The 18,188-nt window shown below is 66.2% G+C and carries 16 protein-coding genes; 14 read left to right on the top strand and 2 right to left on the bottom strand.

The window, feature by feature from the left end:
* The 14 genes from B3D39_RS02705 to recN form a co-directional block, all read left to right on the top strand.
* Positions 1–941, top strand: a 941-nt coding sequence (locus tag B3D39_RS02705; RefSeq protein ID WP_286789353.1) for an FAD-binding domain-containing protein, incomplete at its 5' end; no start/stop codon positions are given.
* A 150-nt stretch (positions 942–1,091) separates the two neighbouring features.
* Complete coding sequence (locus B3D39_RS02700; RefSeq protein WP_078523003.1) at positions 1,092–2,258, top strand: peptidoglycan glycosyltransferase FtsW; 1,167 nt, start codon at positions 1,092–1,094, stop codon at positions 2,256–2,258.
* 18 nt (positions 2,259–2,276) lie between these two features.
* Positions 2,277–3,380 carry a UDP-N-acetylglucosamine--N-acetylmuramyl-(pentapeptide) pyrophosphoryl-undecaprenol N-acetylglucosamine transferase gene (locus B3D39_RS02695; RefSeq protein WP_274962696.1) on the top strand — a complete coding sequence of 368 codons (1,104 nt, stop codon included), beginning with the start codon at positions 2,277–2,279 and terminating at the stop codon, positions 3,378–3,380.
* Positions 3,377–4,786, top strand: coding sequence for a UDP-N-acetylmuramate--L-alanine ligase (gene murC, locus B3D39_RS02690; RefSeq protein ID WP_078523001.1), 1,410 nt, complete (start codon positions 3,377–3,379; stop codon positions 4,784–4,786). The genes B3D39_RS02695 and murC overlap by 4 nt, the downstream gene beginning before the upstream one ends.
* 84 nt (positions 4,787–4,870) lie before the next feature.
* Entirely contained in the window at positions 4,871–6,061 is a 1,191-nt protein-coding gene (locus tag B3D39_RS02685; RefSeq protein ID WP_274962695.1) for an APC family permease, read from the top strand.
* Positions 6,058–6,309: a DUF2484 family protein gene (locus tag B3D39_RS02680; protein WP_078606207.1), complete on the top strand. Its 252-nt coding sequence runs from the start codon at positions 6,058–6,060 to the stop codon at positions 6,307–6,309. The genes B3D39_RS02685 and B3D39_RS02680 overlap by 4 nt, the downstream gene beginning before the upstream one ends.
* A gap of 48 nt (positions 6,310–6,357) precedes the next feature.
* Entirely contained in the window at positions 6,358–7,290 is a 933-nt protein-coding gene (gene murB, locus B3D39_RS02675; protein WP_274962694.1) for a UDP-N-acetylmuramate dehydrogenase, read from the top strand.
* Positions 7,291–7,356: 66 nt separating this feature from the next.
* Positions 7,357–8,271, top strand: a complete 915-nt coding sequence (locus tag B3D39_RS02670) for a D-alanine--D-alanine ligase (protein WP_274962693.1) — start codon at positions 7,357–7,359, stop codon at positions 8,269–8,271.
* Positions 8,272–8,324: 53 nt separating this feature from the next.
* A complete protein-coding gene (locus B3D39_RS02665) occupies positions 8,325–9,224 on the top strand; it encodes a cell division protein FtsQ/DivIB (RefSeq protein WP_286789352.1) in 900 nt (299 codons plus the stop codon).
* The gene (ftsA, locus tag B3D39_RS02660; RefSeq protein WP_078522995.1) at positions 9,221–10,546 is read left to right on the top strand and encodes a cell division protein FtsA; all 1,326 of its coding nucleotides are present in this window, start codon (positions 9,221–9,223) and stop codon (positions 10,544–10,546) included. Before B3D39_RS02665 ends, ftsA begins: the two co-directional genes overlap by 4 nt.
* Before the next feature lie 269 nt (positions 10,547–10,815).
* Entirely contained in the window at positions 10,816–12,513 is a 1,698-nt protein-coding gene (gene ftsZ / locus B3D39_RS02655) for a cell division protein FtsZ (protein WP_274962691.1), read from the top strand.
* Positions 12,514–12,746: 233 nt separating this feature from the next.
* Entirely contained in the window at positions 12,747–13,667 is a 921-nt protein-coding gene (gene lpxC / locus B3D39_RS02650) for a UDP-3-O-acyl-N-acetylglucosamine deacetylase (protein WP_078522993.1), read from the top strand.
* 179 nt (positions 13,668–13,846) lie between these two features.
* A complete protein-coding gene (locus B3D39_RS02645; RefSeq protein ID WP_274962690.1) occupies positions 13,847–14,695 on the top strand; it encodes an outer membrane protein assembly factor BamD in 849 nt (282 codons plus the stop codon).
* Between the two features lie 21 nt (positions 14,696–14,716).
* The gene (recN, locus tag B3D39_RS02640) at positions 14,717–16,366 is read left to right on the top strand and encodes a DNA repair protein RecN (protein WP_274962689.1); all 1,650 of its coding nucleotides are present in this window, start codon (positions 14,717–14,719) and stop codon (positions 16,364–16,366) included.
* Between the two features lie 28 nt (positions 16,367–16,394).
* Here the strand turns inward: recN and B3D39_RS02635 are convergent, their stop codons facing one another.
* A complete protein-coding gene (locus B3D39_RS02635; protein ID WP_078542649.1) occupies positions 16,395–16,787 on the bottom strand; it encodes an SgcJ/EcaC family oxidoreductase in 393 nt (130 codons plus the stop codon).
* Positions 16,784–18,160, bottom strand: a complete 1,377-nt coding sequence (locus B3D39_RS02630; protein ID WP_274962708.1) for an FAD-binding oxidoreductase — start codon at positions 18,158–18,160, stop codon at positions 16,784–16,786. Before B3D39_RS02630 ends, B3D39_RS02635 begins: the two co-directional genes overlap by 4 nt.
* Between the last annotated feature and the right edge of the window lie 28 nt (positions 18,161–18,188).

The following is an 18,188-nucleotide window of genomic DNA, read 5'->3' as shown; positions in this document are numbered from 1 at the left end:
ATGTCTGGGCGCGTTATCGGGACGGGTTGGCGCAAGACCTTGCCGCGCTCGACGACGCGCCCGATCTGGCCGCGCGCGTGGCCGAGGCCGAGGCGGGCGGCAGCGGGATCGCCTGTTTCGACGCGTGGGCGTGTGAGCTGCGCGAGACAGGCTATTTGCACAATCACGCCCGGATGTGGTTCGCCTCGATCTGGATTTTCACCCTGCGGCTGCCGTGGCGGGTTGGCGCGGATTTCTTCTATCGCCATCTGCTCGACGGCGATCCGGCCTCGAACACGCTGAGCTGGCGCTGGGTGGCGGGGCTGCATACGCGGGGCAAGTTCTACGCCGCCGAGGCTGCAAATATCGCGCGCTATACCGGCGGGCGGTTCGCGCCCGATCCCGCGCAATTGGCGGAGGTGAGCACGGGCCTGGAGGCGGAAGAGCCCGAGGGGCTGCCCCCGGTCGCACCATTGCGCGCGCCGCGTGCCCCGCAGCCGGGACTACCCACGGCGCTTCTGATCACCGAGGAAGATTGCCGCGTCGAGGATTTCGATCTGAGCGCGTTCGATCTGCGTGGAGCCGCGACCCTCAGCGCCAGCCACCTGCGTTCGCCGCGCGAGGTGGCGCCGCATGTCGCGCGGTTCGAGCGCGACGCACTTGCCGATGCTGGCGAGCGCGCCGGGGTGCCGGACGTGCAACGCCTGAAGGCCGGTGGCCCGTCTGCGCTGCTCGATTGGGCGCAAAGCCTCGGCGCGCAGCAGATCGTGACGCCTTACATTCCGACCGGGCCGCTCGGCGATTGGCGCGAGAGCGCGGAGGCGGCGCTGGGCGCGCATGGCATCGCGCTGTGCGAGCTGACGCGGGAGTGGGATCGCGTGATCTGGCCCCATGCCACGGCCGGGTTCTTCAAGGTCAAAAAGAAGCTCCCTCAAATCCTTGCAGAGCTTGGCTTGGCCTGAGGGCAGGGGGAATTGCGCGCGCCCTTGCCGATCATCGCCGAGTGATCGCGCCGCTTCGGAATTTTCCTAGTCATCTCAAAGCTTTTGGGCTACGATTCCGATCAGACCCGGAAAACGGGCGTATTCGAGGCAGTAACGGCAGTATAGCCCATGACAGAAATGGCATTCGGCACCGTCCCCGTGCGGGCCGGTGAACCCGTCTTACCGAAATGGTGGCGCACGATCGACAAATGGGCGCTCGGCGCCGTTTTGGCGTTGTTCGGCCTTGGCATGCTTCTGGGGCTCGCAGCCTCGGTGCCGCTGGCAGAGCGCAACGGTCTTGAGCCTTTCTATTACGTCAAACGTCAGGCCTTCTTCGGGGTGGTGGCGCTGGGCGTGATGCTGGGCATCTCGATGCTCGACCCGAAACAGGTGCGCAGGCTGGGCGTGATCGGCTTCGTCGGCGCCTTCGTCGCGGTGATGCTGCTGCCGGTGCTGGGCACCGATTTCGGCAAAGGCGCGGTGCGGTGGTATTCCTTCGGCTTCGCGTCGATCCAGCCCTCGGAATTCCTCAAGCCCGGTTTCGTCATCATCTCCGGCTGGTTCATGGCCGCAGCCCATGACGTCGGGGGGCCGAAGGGGCGGCTCTATTCCTTCCTTCTGATGGTCATCATCGTGGTGGCGCTCGCGCTGCAGCCCGATTTCGGGCAGGCTTCGCTGGTGCTGTTCGCCTGGTCGGTGATGTATTTCATCTCGGGCGCGCCGATTGCGCTGCTCACGGGGATCGGGGCGCTGACCGTGGCGGGCGGCTTCTTTGCCTATAACTTCTCGGAACACTTCGCGCGCCGGATCAACGGCTTCCTGTCGACGGATGTCGATCCGCGCACCCAGATCGGCTACGCGACGAACGCGATCCAAGAGGGCGGGTTCTTCGGCGTCGGTGTGGGGCAGGGCTCGGTGAAATGGTCGCTGCCCGATGCGCATACCGACTTCATCATCGCGGTCGCGGCCGAAGAATACGGCCTGATCCTCGTCCTCGTGATCATCGCGCTTTACGCAACCGTGGTGATCCGCTCGCTTCTGCGCCTTATGCGTGAGCGCGATCCCTTCACCCGGCTTGCGGGCTCTGGTCTGGCCTGCGCCTTCGGCGTTCAGGCGATCATCAATATGGGCGTCGCGGTGCGCCTTCTGCCCGCGAAAGGCATGACTTTGCCGTTCGTCAGCTACGGGGGCTCTTCGGTCATTGCTTCGGGGATTGCGGTGGGTATGTTGCTCGCGCTGACTCGGACCCGGCCGCAGGGACAGATTTCGGATATTCTCGCCCGACGCGGTCGCTAAAACCCTCAGGAGGGGGACATGGCCAAGGACACGACCCCGCTACTGCTGATCGCCGCTGGCGGCACCGGCGGGCATATGTTCCCCGCGCAGGCGCTGGCCGAGGCGATGGTGCGCCGGGGCTGGCGCGTGAAGCTGTCCACGGATGCGCGCGGGGCGCGCTATGCGGGCGGCTTTCCCCATACGGTGACGGTCGAACAGATCGCCTCGGCGACATTTGCGCGCGGTGGGGCGCTCGGCAAGCTGGGCGTGCCGTTCAAGATCGCGGGCGGCGTGGCTTCGGCCATCCGCAAGAACCTGTCGGACAAGCCGACGGTGGTGGTGGGCTTCGGCGGTTATCCGACGATCCCGGCGCTGTCCTCGGCGGTGTTCCTGGGCATCCCCCGCGCCATTCACGAGCAGAACGGCATCATGGGCAAGGTGAACCGCGTCTTCGCCAAGAAGGTGAACCGCTTCGCCTGCGGCACCTGGCCGACCGATCTGCCCGAGGGCGTGCAGGGCGAGCATACGGGCAACCCGGTGCGGGCTGCCGTGCTGGAGCGGGCGGGCGCGGCCTATATCCCCCCGGGCGACTACCCGATGTCGGTCCTCGTGATCGGCGGCTCTCAGGGCGCGCGCATCCTGTCGGACACGGTGCCGGCGGCGATGGCGAGCCTTCCCGAGGCCGCCCGCTCCAATCTGCGTGTCGCCCATCAGGCGCGCCCGGAAGACCTCGACCGGGTGATCGCCGCCTATGAGGCGGCGGGCATCACAGCCGAGGTCGAACCCTTCTTCAACGACGTGCCGCGCCGTCTCAGCGAATGCCAGCTGGTGATCTCGCGCGCGGGTGCGTCCTCGGTCGCGGATATCTCTGTCATCGGACGGCCCGCGATCCTGATCCCCTATGCCGCCGCCGCTGGCGATCACCAAGCGGCCAATGCGCGCGGTCTTGCGAAGACCGGCGGCGCGATCACCATCCCCGAAAGCCAGCTCTCGACCGAGAGCCTCGCGGATCAAATTTCACTGGTGCTGGACAACCCCGAGGGCGCGCTGCAGATGTCGCGCGCCGCCCTCTCCTACGGGGTGCCGGACGCCACCGAGCGGCTCGTCGCCCTCGTCGAAGACCTAGCAGGAAGAACTCAATGAACGCGACCAAACTGCCCGGAGAACTCGGCCCCATCCATTTCGTCGGTATCGGCGGGATCGGCATGTCCGGCATCGCCGAAGTGCTGATGACTCAAGGGTTCACGGTTCAGGGCTCGGATGCGAAATCCTCCAAGATCACCGACCGTCTGGCGAAGCTGGGCGCGACCATCTTCGAGGGCCAGCGCGCCGAGAATATCGGTGAGGCGGGCGTCGTGGTGATCTCCACCGCGATCAAGCCGGGCAACCCCGAGCTTGAAGAAGCACGCCGTCGCGGTCTTCCGGTCGTGCGTCGCGCCGAGATGCTGGCCGAGCTGATGCGCCTGAAATCGAACATCGCGATCGGCGGCACTCACGGCAAGACGACGACCACGACGATGGTCGCGACGCTTCTGGACAAGGGCAATTTCGACCCGACCGTGATCAATGGCGGGATCATCCACGCTTATGGCTCGAACGCGCGCGCAGGCGCGGGCGAATGGATGGTGGTGGAGGCCGACGAGAGCGACGGCTCGTTCAACCGTCTGCCCGCGACCATCGCCATCGTGACCAATATCGACCCTGAGCATATGGAGCATTGGGGCTCTTTCGACGCGCTGCGCAAAGGGTTTTACGATTTCGTCTCGAACATCCCGTTCTACGGGTTGGCTGTCTGCTGCACCGATCACCCGGAAGTGCAGACGCTGGTCGGCAAGCTCAACGACCGCCGCGTCGTGACCTTCGGCTTCAACGCGCAGGCCGATATCCGCGCGATCAACCTGCATTACGACGCGGGCGTCGCGCATTTCGACATCGCGCTGCAGGGCGAAGAGGGCAAGCCGGTGATCGAGGGCTGCACGCTGCCGATGCCGGGCGATCATAACGTCTCGAACGCGCTGGCCGCGGTCGCGGTGGCGCGCCATCTCGGGATGAAGATGGGCGAGATCAAGGAAGCTCTGGCGAGCTTCGGCGGCGTGAACCGGCGCTTCACCAAGGTCGGCGACGTGCTGGGCGGGGTCACGATCATCGACGATTACGGCCACCACCCGGTCGAGATTGCCGCCGTGCTGAAAGCGGCGCGTCAGGCGGTGAAGCCGGGCGCACGGGTGATCGCGGTCCACCAGCCGCACCGCTATTCGCGCCTGCATTCGCTGTTCGACGATTTCTGCACCTGTTTCAACGAGGCCGACGTCGTCGCTATCGCTGAGGTCTTCTCGGCAGGCGAGGAGCCGATCGAGGGGGCCACGCGCGACGATCTGGTCGCCGGGCTGATCGCGCATGGCCACCGTCATGCTCGTGCCATTTTGTCGGAAGATGATCTGGCTCGGCTGGTGCGTGAACAGGCGCGTCCCGGCGATATCGTCGTCTGCCTCGGGGCGGGGACGATCTCGACCTGGGCGAACAACCTGCCTGCGAAGCTGGGGGGCTGAGCAGGCGCCGGGGCGACCCGGCACGACATCGAAAAGACTTGCGGCGCTGCCACGTCGTCTCATGTGGGCAAGAAGGGCCGCGTCATGCGTGACGAGACGCATCTGAAACGCCGATTGGGTCCGTGGCTGATGACCGGCTACGGGGTCGGCGTCATGGTGGGCGCGGGTATCTATGTACTGGTCGGCGCGGTCGCGGCGCAGGCCGGGATCTGGGCGCCGCTGGCCTTCGTGCTGGCGGGGCTGATCGCGGCGCCGTCGGCGCTCTCCTATGCCGAATTGTCCTCACGCATCCCCGAAGCTGCCGGAGAGGCCGCCTTTGTCGAGGAAGGGCTGCGCAGCCATGCGCTGGCGCTGATCGTGGGGCTTGGCATCGTCGTGGCAGGCACAGTGTCGGCGGCGGCGGTGCTGCGTGGTGGGGCTGGCTATCTGACACTGCTGGTGCCGTTACCGGTCGAGGGCGTGATGATCGCCTTTGGGCTGGTGCTGATCGGCGTGGCCTGCCTCGGCGTGCTGGAATCCGTGGGGCTCGCCGTGGCGCTGACGCTTGTCGAAGTGGTCGGGCTGGTTTTGGTGATCTGGGCGGGGGTCTCCGCCGATCCGAGCCCCGATCTCACGCCGCTGCCCGCGCCGCATTGGGCCGGGATCGCGGCGGCCGCGTCGCTCGCTTTCTTCGCCTTCATCGGCTTCGAGGACATGGTGAACATGTCCGAGGAGATGCGCGACCCGATCCGCGACATGCCGCGTGCAATCCTTGCTGCGCTGGCGATCACCGCCATCCTCTATCTGACCGTAAGCTATGCCGCCGTGCGCGCGGTGCCGCTGGCCGATCTCGCCCACTCCGAGCAGCCGCTGGCGCTGGTTTGGCAATCGGCGGGGCACGGGCCGGGCATCCTCGCCGCGATCGCGGTGGCGGCGGCGCTCAACGGAGTGCTTGCGCAGGTGGTGATGGCGGCGCGCGTGCTGTTCGGTCTGGGTCGCCGCAGCCCTGCGCTGTCCGTTTTTCATCAGGCGCATCCGCGCTTTGGCACGCCGGTCCTCGCGACTCTTCTTTGCGGTATGGCGATGATTGCGCTTGCACTCGCCGCTCCGGTCGAGCAATTGGCCGGCATCACGTCGAAGGTGCTTCTGGGCGTCTTCCTTCTCGTTAACCTGTCGCTCGTCGCGCTGAAAAGCCGGTCCGACTATGCGCCGTTCAAGGTGCCTATGGCCGTTCCGGTCGTGGGCGCATTGGTCGCCGGAGCGGCCCTGATCGCAGCCCTGGGAGGTTTCTCATGACCGTCTCGCTCGTTCTTGCCTGTGTCTGGGCGCTCATTGCCACGCTGATCGCGATGGGACCGAGGCGGTTCCACTGGCCGGGCGCGTGGGGGCTGATCGCGGTGGGCGTGCCGCTGGTGGGCTGGGTGACTTATCAGAACGGCCCGATCATGGGGCTGCTGGTGCTGGCGGGCGGCATGTCAGTGCTGCGCTGGCCGGTCATTTTTCTCGTCCGTGCGCTGCGGGGTACGCGTGACCCCGCTGAATGAGATCGGGATCGCTTGCCTCGCCCTGCGCGCGCGGCTACGAGATGCGCCATGACTGATTGTCCTTCGACCTATACCCCGCGCGGTGCGCTGACGCCGAACCGTCCGCTCGACTCGCTGACCTGGCTGCGCGTGGGCGGCCCGGCGGACTGGCTGTTCCAGCCTGCCGACGAGGATGACCTTGCAGAGTTCCTCAAAGGGCTGCCCGAGGAGATCGCGGTCTTCCCGATGGGCGTAGGTTCAAACCTGATCGTGCGCGATGGGGGACTGCGGGCGGTGGTGATCCGCATGGGGCGGGGCTTCAACGGCATCGCCTGCAAGGGCGACACGGTCACCGCGGGCGCCGCGGCGCTCGACGCCCATGTCGCGCGCAAGGCCGCGCAGGCGGGGCTCGACCTGACCTTCCTGCGCACCATTCCTGGCGCGATCGGCGGGGCGGTGCGGATGAATGCGGGCTGCTACGGCTCTTACGTCGCCGATCACCTGATCGAAGCGCGCGTGATCACGCGGGCAGGGGAGCGGGTCACGCTCACGCCCGGGGATCTGAACTTCGCCTACCGTCAGAGCGATTTGCCCGAAGGCTGGGTGCTGACCGGCGCGACGTTCCGGGCGGAGGCCGGTGACCCCGACGCGCTTGAAGCGCATATGGCTGAGCAACTGGCCAAGCGCGACGCGACCCAACCCACCAAGGACCGCACCGCCGGATCGACCTTCCGCAACCCGGCGGGCTTTTCCTCGACGGGCCGGGCCGATGACACGCACGAATTGAAGGCGTGGAAGGTCATCGACGACGCCGGAATGCGCGGCGCGCGCATCGGTGGCGCGCAAATGTCGGAAAAACACAGCAACTTTATGATCAACACTGGCGGGGCGACCGCGGCCGATCTCGAAAATCTCGGGGAAGAGGTGCGCAAAAAGGTTGTGCAATCGAGCGGAATTTCGCTAGAGTGGGAAATCATGCGTGTAGGAGAATTCGAGGCGTAAGACCTCCACCCTGCAACGCAATTACCGGACGGGGGTCAACCCCCGCATGAGGCGAAAGTAGCGGGTATGTCGAGCAGGGCATCCCACCGTGTGGCGGTTCTTCTGGGCGGCCCTTCTGCTGAGCGGGAGGTGTCTCTGTCCTCGGGGCGCGAATGCGCCAAGGCGTTGCGCACGGCGGGTTTCGAAGTGATCGAGATTGACGCGGGAGAGGATCTTCCGCAACGGCTGAGCGATGCCGCGCCCAATTGCGTTTTCAATGCTTTGCATGGTCGCTGGGGCGAGGATGGCTGCGTTCAGGGCATGCTCGAATGGCTCCGCATCCCCTACACGCATTCCGGTGTGCTGGCCTCGGCGCTGGCGATGGACAAGGCGCGCGCCAAGCAGGCCTATGCCGCCGCGAACCTGCCGATCGTGCAATCCGTGATCGCCACGAAGGACGACGTGATGGCGCGGCACGTGCTGCCCGCACCTTATGTCGTGAAGCCGAATAACGAGGGCTCCTCGGTCGGCGTCTATCTGGTGATGGACGGCGCGAACTCCCCGCCGCAGCTGTCGGCCGAGATGCCCGAAGAGGTGATGGTCGAGACCTACGCCCCGGGCCGCGAACTGACTGTTTCCGTGATGGGCGAGCGCGCGCTTTGCGTGACCGAGATCATCACCGAGGGCTGGTACGACTATGACGCGAAATACCGCCCCGGCGGCTCGCGTCACGTTCTGCCCGCCGAAATCCCCGTCGAGATCACCGAAGCCTGCCTCGATTACGCGGTCCGCGCGCATCAAGTTCTGGGCTGCCGGGGGCTCTCGCGCACCGATTTCCGCTGGGACGAGGGCAGGGGGCTGGCCGGTCTGGTGCTGCTGGAGACCAACACCCAGCCGGGCATGACGCCCACCTCGCTTTCGCCCGAACAGGCCGCGCATTGCGGCATCGATTTCCCCGAGCTCTGCGCCTGGTTGGTGGAGGACGCCTCATGCGGCCGCTGAACGGTGCCCCGCCGCGCGAAGCCCCCGGGCATCGCCAAGGCCCTTCGGGTGGCATGGCCCCTCGTGTTTACCAACGCTCCAAACGTCCTACCCGCCGCGATCCCGCACCGTCGCGGCTTGCTTTCAAACTCGAACGGCTGTGGCTCACGCCCGCCGTGCGTGCCTTCACCCGGATCGGCGTGCCGATTGTTCTGATCGTCGCGGGCCTCGGCCTGTGGCTGGGCGATCCGGGCCGCCGCGCCGATCTGGTCGCGCAGGTGCAGGATGTGAAGGACGCGATCGAGCATCGCCCCGAATTCATGGTCAAGCTCCTCAAGATCGAAGGCGCGAGCCCCGAGGTCGCCCATGCCGTGCGCGCGATGCTGCCGGTGGGGCTGCCTGCGTCGAGCTTCGATATCGACCTCGACGCCTATCGCGACACGATCCGCCGCCTCGATGCGGTGGCCGATGCGCGGCTGGTGATCCGTCCGGGCGGGGTGCTCGAGGCCGACGTGACCGAGCGCGTCCCCGCGATCCTCTGGCGCCAGCCGGGCGGTCTCGAGATGCTCGACGCGTCGGGCCACCGGGTGGCTACGCTGATTTCGCGCGAAGCGCGCCCCGATCTGCCGGTGATTTCCGGCATGGGCGCGGATAAGGCGGTGCCCGAGGCGCTGGAAATCATTGCCGATGCCGGTCCGCTTCTGCCGCGTCTGCGCGGGCTGGAGCGGCTGGGCGAGCGCCGCTGGGACCTCGTGCTCGATCATAACCAGCGCATCATGCTGCCCGAGACAGATCCCGTCGCCGCACTCGACCGCATCCTCGCGCTCAATACCGCCGAGGATCTGCTCGCCCGCGATTTCACCGTGATTGATTTTCGAAACAAGGACCGCCCGACGATCCGGCTCAGCGATAACGCGCTCGCCGAATTCCGCCGGGTGCAGTCTGACATTCTCAAAGCGAGGGCCACGCAATGACCGATCTCTACGAGTTCCAGCGCGCGATGCGCAACATGCGTAAGGCAGCGATGCAACGGGGCGTGATCGCGCTTCTTGATATCGGCAGTTCCAAGATCGCCTGCCTCGTTCTGAAATTCGACAATCCCAACGGGTCCGAGGACGAGGACTCGCTGGCCGGTCACGCCTCGGTTCGGGTGATCGGGGCGGCGACGACCCGTTCGCGCGGCGTGCGCTTCGGCGAGATCGACGCGATGGCAGAGACCGAACGCGCGATCCGGACCGCCGTGCAGGCGGCGCAGAAGATGGCCAATACCCGAGTCGATCACGTCATTGCCTGTTTCGCGGGCGCCGAGCCGCGCTCCTACGGGCTGGCGGGTGAGATCGAAGTGCAGGGCGATCAGGTCACCGAGGTCGATGTGAGCCGCGTGCTGGCATCGTGCGATATCCCGCCGCTCGGGGCAGGGCGCGAGGTGCTGCATGCGCAGCCGGTGAACTTCGCGCTAGATCACCGCTCGGGTCTGGCCGATCCGCGGGGCCATGCGGGGCAACGCCTCGCGGTCGACATGCATCTGCTGACCGTCTCCGACACCGCGATCCAGAACCTGATCTATTGCATCCGTCGCTGTGATCTCGAACTCGCGGGCATCGCCAGCTCGGCGTACGTTTCGGGCGTCTCCAGCCTCGTCGAGGACGAGCAGGAACTGGGCGCGGCCTGCATCGACATGGGCGGCGGCGCGACCGGCGTGTCGATCTTCATGAAGAAACACATGATCTATGCCGACGCGGTGCGGCTGGGCGGCGAGCATGTCACGCGCGACATCGCGGCGGGGCTGCGGGTGCCGATGTCGGTGGCCGAGCGGATCAAGACCTTCCACGGCGGCGTTGTCGCCACCGGCATGGACGATCGCGAGATGATCGAGCTGGGCGGCGACTCCGGCGACTGGGAAAAGGATCGCCGCCAGGTGAGCCGCGCCGAACTGATCGGAATAATGCGCCCGCGCGTCGAGGAAATCCTCGAAGACGTGCGCGCGATCCTCGATGCTGCGGGGTTCGAGCATCTGCCCTCGAAGCAGATCGTGCTGACGGGCGGGGCGAGCCAGATTCCCGGTCTCGACGGGCTGGCCGCGCGAATCCTCGGCCAGAATGTGCGGCTCGGGCGGCCCATGCGGGTGCAGGGTCTGCCGCAGGCCGCGACCGGCTCGGGCTTCTCTTCCGTGGTGGGTCTGTCGCTTTTCGCGGCGCATCCGCAAGACGAGTGGTGGGATTTCGAGATGCCCCCCGAAACGCTGGGCGGGCGCTCGCTGCGCCGGGCCATCCGCTGGTTCCGCGATAATTGGTGAAATGTTGCAAAAGTGAAAATTGACTGATCTCAGGCCCCTGTCGCGCGAAGTTCAAGTTCGCGTAGCGGCGGCGGTCTGGCCGCATCATCCACACAATATGCTGACGTCTGCGCGAAATACCGCTGGTCACGGAATCTGGAGCTCCAGATTTTGTGGTCCGAAGCGGTTTTTTACGTGACGCTGCGGCGATTCATCGCTAAAATCGGTCTAATTTCCATTGAAATCGGCCTGGGACAGGGTCGGGCAGCAACAACAGGCGGACATACCACATGGCGTTGAATTTGATGATGTCAGAGCACGAGGACCTGAAGCCCCGGATCACCGTATTCGGCGTCGGGGGCGCGGGCGGGAACGCGGTCAACAACATGATCGAGCAGCAGCTTGAGGGCGTGGAATTCGTGGTCGCGAATACCGACGCTCAGGCGCTGCAGCAGTCCAAGTCGCAGGCCCGGGTCCAGATGGGCACCAAGGTCACCGAAGGTCTGGGCGCAGGCGCCCGTCCCACGGTGGGCGCAGCCGCGGCCGAAGAAAGCATCGAGGCGATCGTCGATCACCTCGCAGGCGCGCATATGTGCTTCATCACCGCCGGCATGGGCGGTGGCACCGGCACCGGCGCGGCCCCGATCATCGCGCAGGCTGCGCGTGAGCTGGGCGTGCTAACCGTCGGCGTCGTGACCAAGCCCTTCCAGTTCGAAGGCTCCAAGCGGATGCGTCAGGCCGAGCAGGGCCTCGAAGAGCTCCAGAAGGTCGTCGACACGCTGATCATCATTCCGAACCAGAACCTGTTCCGTCTGGCCAATGAGAAGACCACCTTCACCGAAGCCTTCTCGATGGCGGACGACGTTCTGTATCAGGGCGTGAAGGGCGTGACCGACCTGATGGTCCGTCCGGGCCTGATCAACCTCGACTTCGCCGACGTGCGTGCGGTGATGGACGAGATGGGCAAGGCGATGATGGGCACCGGCGAGGCGACGGGCGAAGATCGCGCGGTTCAGGCCGCCGAGAAGGCCATCGCGAACCCGCTTCTCGACGAGATTTCGCTGGCAGGCGCCAAGGGCGTGCTGATCAACATCACCGGCGGCTACGACCTGACGCTTTTCGAACTCGACGAAGCGGCGAACCGCATTCGCGAAGAGGTCGATGCGGATGCCAACATCATCGTCGGCTCGACGCTGGACCCCGACATGGAAGGCGCGATGCGCGTCTCCGTGGTCGCGACCGGTATAGATGCGCTGGCCACCCCGGCGGAAGTCCCGGTGCCGCGCCGCTCGCTCGCCGAGCCGCTGAAGCCCGCGGAAACCGCAGCCGAAGCTACCATCGAGCATGCGCCTGCTCCGGCGCCGCAGCCCGCTCCGGCCCCGCAGCCCGCGCCGCAACAGGCACCGGCCGCTCAGGCAGCCCCGCAGCCCGCGCCGCAGCAGACCGCACAAGAGCGGACCCTGTTCGACGCGCCGGCAGCTCGCGCCACGATGGAGCAGCCGCGCGCTCAGGAAGCCGCTGACGACCTGCCGCCGCCGGCCTATCGTCCGCAGCCTGCACCCACGCAGGACCTGCATGTCGAAGACGGCGCGCATGACTATGTCGCACCGCGTCCGCGTCAGCCCGGCACCCCGTCGCCGGAAGCCCTGCGTCGTCTCGAGGCGGCGGTGAACAAGGCTCCGTCGAGCGCGCCCGCGCAGCGTCCGATGGCGGCGACTCGCCCGGCCGCACCGCAGCAGCCGCAACCGCAGCCGCAGGCAGAGCGTCCGCGCTTTGGCATCAATTCGCTGATCAATCGCATGACCGGCCACGGCCATGCCGAGCAGGGCCACGCGCCCCAGCAGCACGCTCCGCAGCAGCCCGCGCCGCAGCCCCAACAGCCGCGTCCGCAGACTGCTCAGCCGCGTGCCGAGGCCTATGATGACGAGCAATCCGAGGATCAGGATCGCATCGAGATCCCGGCATTCCTGCGCCGTCAGGCGAATTAATCGCTCACAAAGACTTCACGAAACGCCGAAAAAGGTCCGCGAGAGCGGGCCTTTTTTCATTCTATATCAGGGCTTTATGTGCTTCTGCGCGGCCTTCCGCCAGATCACGGTCGCAATGTTTCAGGCCGTTACAAAGAGTGAATTGTTAACCCCGCCGTCTCTGACTAACTGATGCTGCGGCTCTCGGACCCGTGTGTTCGTGGATCGCCAGAGAAAAAAGTTGTGAGGTTATCGTGCAGACGACGCTTGCCAAATCCGTGGCCTTTTCCGGCGTTGGGCTCCATTCGGGCGCCCCAGTCGAGATGCATGTGCATCCGGCGCCCGCGGGCCATGGAATCGTGTTCCGTCGCACCGATGTGTCCGGCGTGAACCCGCGTGTGCCCGCTTTGTGGAGCAACGTGCCGAGCGCGACGCTCTGCACGCTGATCGAAAACGAAGACGGCGTTCAGGTCTCCACGATCGAGCACCTGATGGCGGCTCTCGTGGGCTCGGGCATCCACAACGCGCTGATCTCGCTGGACGGGCCGGAAGTGCCGATCCTCGACGGGTCTTCGGCCCAGTTCGTCGCGGCGTTCCGCGCGGCTGGTTTGCGTGAGCTTGCCGCTGAACTGCGCGCGATCCGCATCCTGAAGCCGGTCGAAGTGCGCAACGGTCAGGCCGTGGCGCGCATCGAACCTGCCGCGGGCCTCGAGATCGATTTCGCGATCGACTTCACCGACGCCGCGATCGGTCGTCAGAGCAAGCGCCTCAAAATGGCCAATGGCGCTTTCGTACGCGAGCTGATGGACAGCCGCACCTTCTGCCGTCTCGCCGATGTCGACGCGATGCGCGAGAAAGGGCTCAGCCTCGGCGGCACTTTCGAGAATGCCGTGGTCGTCGATGGCGACAAGGTGCTCAGCCCCGGCGGTCTGCGTCACGCGGATGAACCCGTGCGCCACAAGATGCTCGATGCGCTTGGCGATCTCGCGCTTGCGGGCGCGCCGATCCTCGGTCGCTATCGTGGCAACCGCGCGGGTCACGCGATGACCAACCAGCTTCTGCGGGCGTTGTTCGAGCGCCCCGATGCGTGGTGCTGGGAAACCTGTTCGCCCGCGCAGGCTTACAGCTTGCCCGGCGCTGGTGTATGCTCGGCAGCGGCACTGGCATCGGCCTGAATGCATCGCGGCCCGGTCACGGGTTCGCGGGCATCGGGAAAAGGGGCGTCAAAACCCGCAAAGGCATTTTGCGCCCCGGATTTTTCTATGCTAGGACATGCCGAACGGCCTCCGAAACGGGGTAGTGATTGACGGGTCCGGGGCCTTTCTCCGGCAACGAAAGAGGGATGGGGCAGGGCATGGCGCGCGGCAAACTGGCGGCAGCGAAACTCGGGGCTCTTGGTCTTGTAATGGCGCTTTCCGCCTGCGGTACTGACCCGAACAAAGCACCGAACCTCGAAAACTTCACGGCCAAGCAAATCTACGAGCGTGGCGAATACGAGCTGGAGGTCGGCAATCCGCGCCGCCCCAATACCGCGCTGAAGTATTTCTCCGAGGTCGAGCGGCTTTACCCCTATTCGCAATGGGCCAAGCGCGCGTTGATCATGGAAGCCTATGCCCAGCATAAGGCGAAGAATTACGAAGAAGCCCGCGCTTCGGCGCAGCGATTCCTCGACACCTATCCGGGCGACGAAGATGCTGCCTATGCGCAATATCTTCTCGCGCTCAGCTATTACGATCAGATCGACGAGGTCGGCCGCGATCAGGGCCTGACCTTCCAGGCGCTGCAGGCGCTGCGCGACGTGATCGAGAAATACCCGGATTCGGAATACGCCCAGTCGGCGATCCTGAAATTCGACCTCGCCTTCGACCACCTCGCGGGCAAGGAAATGGAGATCGGGCGCTACTACCTCAAGCGCGGCAACTACACGGCGGCGATCAATCGCTTCCGCGTGGTGGTGGAGCAATTCCAGACGACGACCCACACGCCCGAGGCGCTGGAACGTCTGGTGGAGGCCTATCTGGCGCTCGGCATCAACGATCAGGCGCAGACCGCAGGCGCGATCCTCGGCCACAACTTCCAGTCCTCGCCCTTCTATCAGGACGCTTACAACCTGCTGCAAAAGCGTGGGTTGAAGCCCGAGGCGAAGGGCAACGGATGGTTGTCCAGCGTGTATCGTCAGGTGGTTCAGGGCAAGTGGCTCTGATCGGGGCCCTCATGGTCTGAAATGCTACATTCGCTGGATATCCGCGACATTCTGATTATCGAGAGGCTGGAGCTGGACTTCGGCCCCGGCCTCAATGTGCTGACCGGCGAGACCGGGGCGGGCAAGTCGATCCTGCTCGATTGTCTGGGCTTCGTGCTGGGCTGGCGCGGACGGGCCGAACTGGTGCGTCAGGGCGCCGATCAGGGCGAGGTGACGGCGGTGTTCGAGCTGCCCTCCGATCACCCCGCGCGCGAGGTACTGGCCGAAGCGGGCATCCCCGTCTCAGACGAATTGATCCTGCGCCGGGTGAATGCGCGCGACGGACGCAAGACTGCGTGGATCAACGACCGCCGGGCGTCGGGCGACGTGCTGCGGCAGGTCTCCGCCTCGCTGGTGGAGCTGCACGGCCAATCCGACGATGGCGGCCTGCTCAACGAACGCGGCCACCGGGCGCTGCTCGATGCCTTCGCGGGCCATTCCGATCTGCTGGAGGCCACCCGCGCGGCGTGGAAAGCGCGGGCGGCGGCTGCGCGCAAGCTGGAGGCGGCGCGGAGTTCTCTCGCTGCGGTGAAGGAGGAGGAAGAATTCCTGCGCTATGCGGTGAAGGAATTCGACACGCTCGATCCGAAACCCGGCGAGGAAGCCGAACTCGACAGCCAGCGCCGCCTGATGCAGGGCGCCGCGAAAATCCGCGAAGATGTGTCGCGTGCCTTTTCCGCCCTCGGCCCGGAAGGGGCGGAGGGGATGATGCGCGACGCCGATCGCTGGCTGCAGGGCGCTGCGGACCGGGCCGAGGGGCGGCTCGACGCGCCGCTGGCGGCTTTGGAACGCGCCTTCCTCGAACTGGGTGACGCGGCGCAAGGCGTGGAGACCGCGCTGGATGCGCTCGATTTCGATCCCCATGCCTTGGAGGCCTGCGAGGAACGTCTGTTCGCGATCCGTGGCCTTGCGCGCAAGCATGGTGTGCTCGCCGATGAACTGGCCGATTTCGCCGAAGGCCTGCGCGAGAAGCTGACCGCCCTGGACGCGGGCGAGGAAGGGATCGGCGCGCTCGAGGCTGATCTCGCGAAAGCAGGCGCAACCTATGACAAGGCCGCCGCTGCGCTGTCGAAGGCGCGTGCCGAGGCTGCAGGGCAGCTCGACGCCGCGATGGCGGGCGAATTGGCGCCGCTGAAGATGGATCGCGCCGTGTTCGAGACGCGGCTGTCGGAGGGCGAGCCCGGTGCCGAGGGCACCGATACCGTGCGCTTCACCGTCGCCACCAACCCCGGCGCGCCGGCTGGGCCGCTCAATAAGATCGCGTCGGGCGGCGAGCTGTCGCGCTTCCTGCTCGCGCTGAAAGTCGTGCTCGCGCGCGGTGCCGATACGCTGACCCTGATCTTCGACGAGATCGACCGCGGCGTGGGCGGAGCCACCGCCGATGCCGTGGGCCGCCGTCTGGCGAAACTGGCCGAGGGCGCACAGGTCCTCGTCGTCACCCATTCCCCGCAGGTCGCCGCCCGCGGCGCGACCCATTTCCGCGTCGCCAAATCGGTCAACAACGACATGACCACTTCCGAAGTCCGCGCGCTGGCCACAGCCGAGCGCACCGACGAAATCGCCCGCATGATCGCAGGCGCCGAAGTCACGGACGCGGCGAAAGCTGCCGCGCTGGACCTGCTGAGGGGTTAAGGGGAGGGGAGGCCTCCCTCCGGGGGGCTTACCCTGCCTCCACCACGAATTGCGCGGCGACGATTTCCCAGCCCGCTGGCGTCAGCCCGAGCGTTGCGGCCAGCGTGCAGCCGATCCGGCCCGCATCTGCGCCGTTTTCGGTGATGATCCCGGTCAGGACGAAGCGTTGGAGGACGACCGCGGCCTCGGCGCCGACGGCGCGCGATTTGGCCTTGCCGGTTACCAGTCGCGCGCGCGAGAAGGCGCCGGCGAGTTCACCTGCGAAGAGTTCCGCAATTTGGGTGCGGCCCGAGGCGATCCCGCCGGTGAGCGAGATGAAATCGGCGTCCTCCGCGAAGAAGCCCGCAAGCGCCTGCGCGTCGCGCGCGCCCCAGGCTTTCGCAAAGGCGCGCGGCAGCGCGTCCGGGGTCTCGAAGCTCATTCGTCCTGCTCCACCAGTTTGCCGGGATTGAGAATGTTCTGCGGGTCGAGCGCGCGCTTGATCTGGCCCATCACGTCCCAGCCCGCGCCATGCTCGCCGCGCATATAGCCCATCTTGCCCATGCCGATGCCGTGCTCGCCGGTGACGGTGCCCTGCATCTCCAGCGCACGTTCGGCCATCTTCGCGGCCACCTGCTTGGCGCGTTTGAACTCGTCCTTATCCTCGGGATCGAGCAGCAGGACCGAGTGGAAATTTCCGTCGCCGACATGGCCCACCACGGGGCCGATCAGCCCGGCCTCGAGAATGTCATGCTTGGTCGCGGCCACGGCCTCTGCCAGCCGCGAGATCGGGACGCAGATATCGGTCACCAGCCCCATGCAGCCGGGGCGATGCGCGATCGTGGCAGGGTAGGCGCCGTGGCGCATCTTCCACAGCTTGTTGCGGTCCTCGGTCGTCGTCGCCCATTGGAAATCGGCGCCGCCCATCTCGGCCACGACCTCGCCGAACCGCTCGGAGGCTTCGGCCACACCGCTTTCCGAGCCGTGAAACTCGATCATCAGATGCGGTTTCGCGGGGAAATTGGTGCCGTTGGCCTCGTTGAAGATCTGCGCGGTGAGGTCGTCGACGAATTCGATGCGGGCCATCGGGATGCCCATCTGGATCGTCATCTGCACCGTCTCGACCGCCGCTTCCAGTGTGTCGAAGGCACAGACCGCAGACGAGATCGCCTCGGGCTGGCCATGGAGGCGCAGCGTCAGCTCGGTGATGATCCCGAGCGTGCCTTCCGAGCCCACCATCAGCGCGGTCAGATCGTAGCCCGCCGAGGATTTCTTCGCGCGGCTGCCGGTGCGGATGATGCGACCGTCGGCCAGCACCACTTCCAGCGCCGCCACATTGTCGCGCATCGAGCCATAGCCCACCGTCGTCGTCCCGCTCGCCCGGGTCGCCGCCATACCGCCAAGAGAGGCATTTGCGCCCGGATCGACCGGGAAGAACAGCCCCGTCGCGCGCAGGTCTTCGTTGAGCGCCTCGCGGGTCACGCCGGGCTGGACGCGCACCTGCATGTCCTCGGCCAGAACGTCCACCACGCGGTCCATCTTCATCAGATCGAGGCTGATCCCGCCGCGCACCGGCACGGCATGGCCCTCCAGCGAGGTGCCCGTGCCATAGGGCGTGATCGGCACGTCATGGGCGGCGCAGATTTTCACAATCGCGCTGACCTCTTCGGCGCTGATCGGATAGGCCACCGCATCGGGCGGCGCGAAAGCGAACCATGTCTCGTTGCGGCCGTGCTGGTCGCGCGCGCCTTTCGAGGCGTCGAGCCGGTCGCCCAGCAAAGTTTCGAGTTCCGCCAGCGCCTCTACCAATGCCATGCCCGCCTCCGTCTTGTGGTGCCCAAGC

This window comes from Thioclava sp. UBA3469, assembly GCF_002378135.1.
GTDB classification, from domain to species: Bacteria; Pseudomonadota; Alphaproteobacteria; order Rhodobacterales; family Rhodobacteraceae; genus Thioclava; species Thioclava sediminum.
The sequence above is the reverse complement of the archived record's forward strand: the minus strand, read 5'-3'. Positions and strand labels throughout refer to the sequence as shown.

Coding starts and splice junctions, on each gene's coding strand:
- B3D39_RS02700 (WP_078523003.1), top strand. CDS start 1,092: ATGACAGAAATGGCATTCGGCACCGTCCCCGTGCGGGCCGGTGAACCC.
- B3D39_RS02695 (WP_274962696.1), top strand. CDS start 2,277: ATGGCCAAGGACACGACCCCGCTACTGCTGATCGCCGCTGGCGGCACC.
- murC (WP_078523001.1), top strand. CDS start 3,377: ATGAACGCGACCAAACTGCCCGGAGAACTCGGCCCCATCCATTTCGTC.
- B3D39_RS02685 (WP_274962695.1), top strand. CDS start 4,871: ATGCGTGACGAGACGCATCTGAAACGCCGATTGGGTCCGTGGCTGATG.
- B3D39_RS02680 (WP_078606207.1), top strand. CDS start 6,058: ATGACCGTCTCGCTCGTTCTTGCCTGTGTCTGGGCGCTCATTGCCACG.
- murB (WP_274962694.1), top strand. CDS start 6,358: ATGACTGATTGTCCTTCGACCTATACCCCGCGCGGTGCGCTGACGCCG.
- B3D39_RS02670 (WP_274962693.1), top strand. CDS start 7,357: ATGTCGAGCAGGGCATCCCACCGTGTGGCGGTTCTTCTGGGCGGCCCT.
- B3D39_RS02665 (WP_286789352.1), top strand. CDS start 8,325: ATGGCCCCTCGTGTTTACCAACGCTCCAAACGTCCTACCCGCCGCGAT.
- ftsA (WP_078522995.1), top strand. CDS start 9,221: ATGACCGATCTCTACGAGTTCCAGCGCGCGATGCGCAACATGCGTAAG.
- ftsZ (WP_274962691.1), top strand. CDS start 10,816: ATGGCGTTGAATTTGATGATGTCAGAGCACGAGGACCTGAAGCCCCGG.
- B3D39_RS02645 (WP_274962690.1), top strand. CDS start 13,847: ATGGCGCGCGGCAAACTGGCGGCAGCGAAACTCGGGGCTCTTGGTCTT.
- recN (WP_274962689.1), top strand. CDS start 14,717: ATGCTACATTCGCTGGATATCCGCGACATTCTGATTATCGAGAGGCTG.
- B3D39_RS02635 (WP_078542649.1), bottom strand. CDS start 16,787: ATGAGCTTCGAGACCCCGGACGCGCTGCCGCGCGCCTTTGCGAAAGCC.
- B3D39_RS02630 (WP_274962708.1), bottom strand. CDS start 18,160: ATGGCATTGGTAGAGGCGCTGGCGGAACTCGAAACTTTGCTGGGCGAC.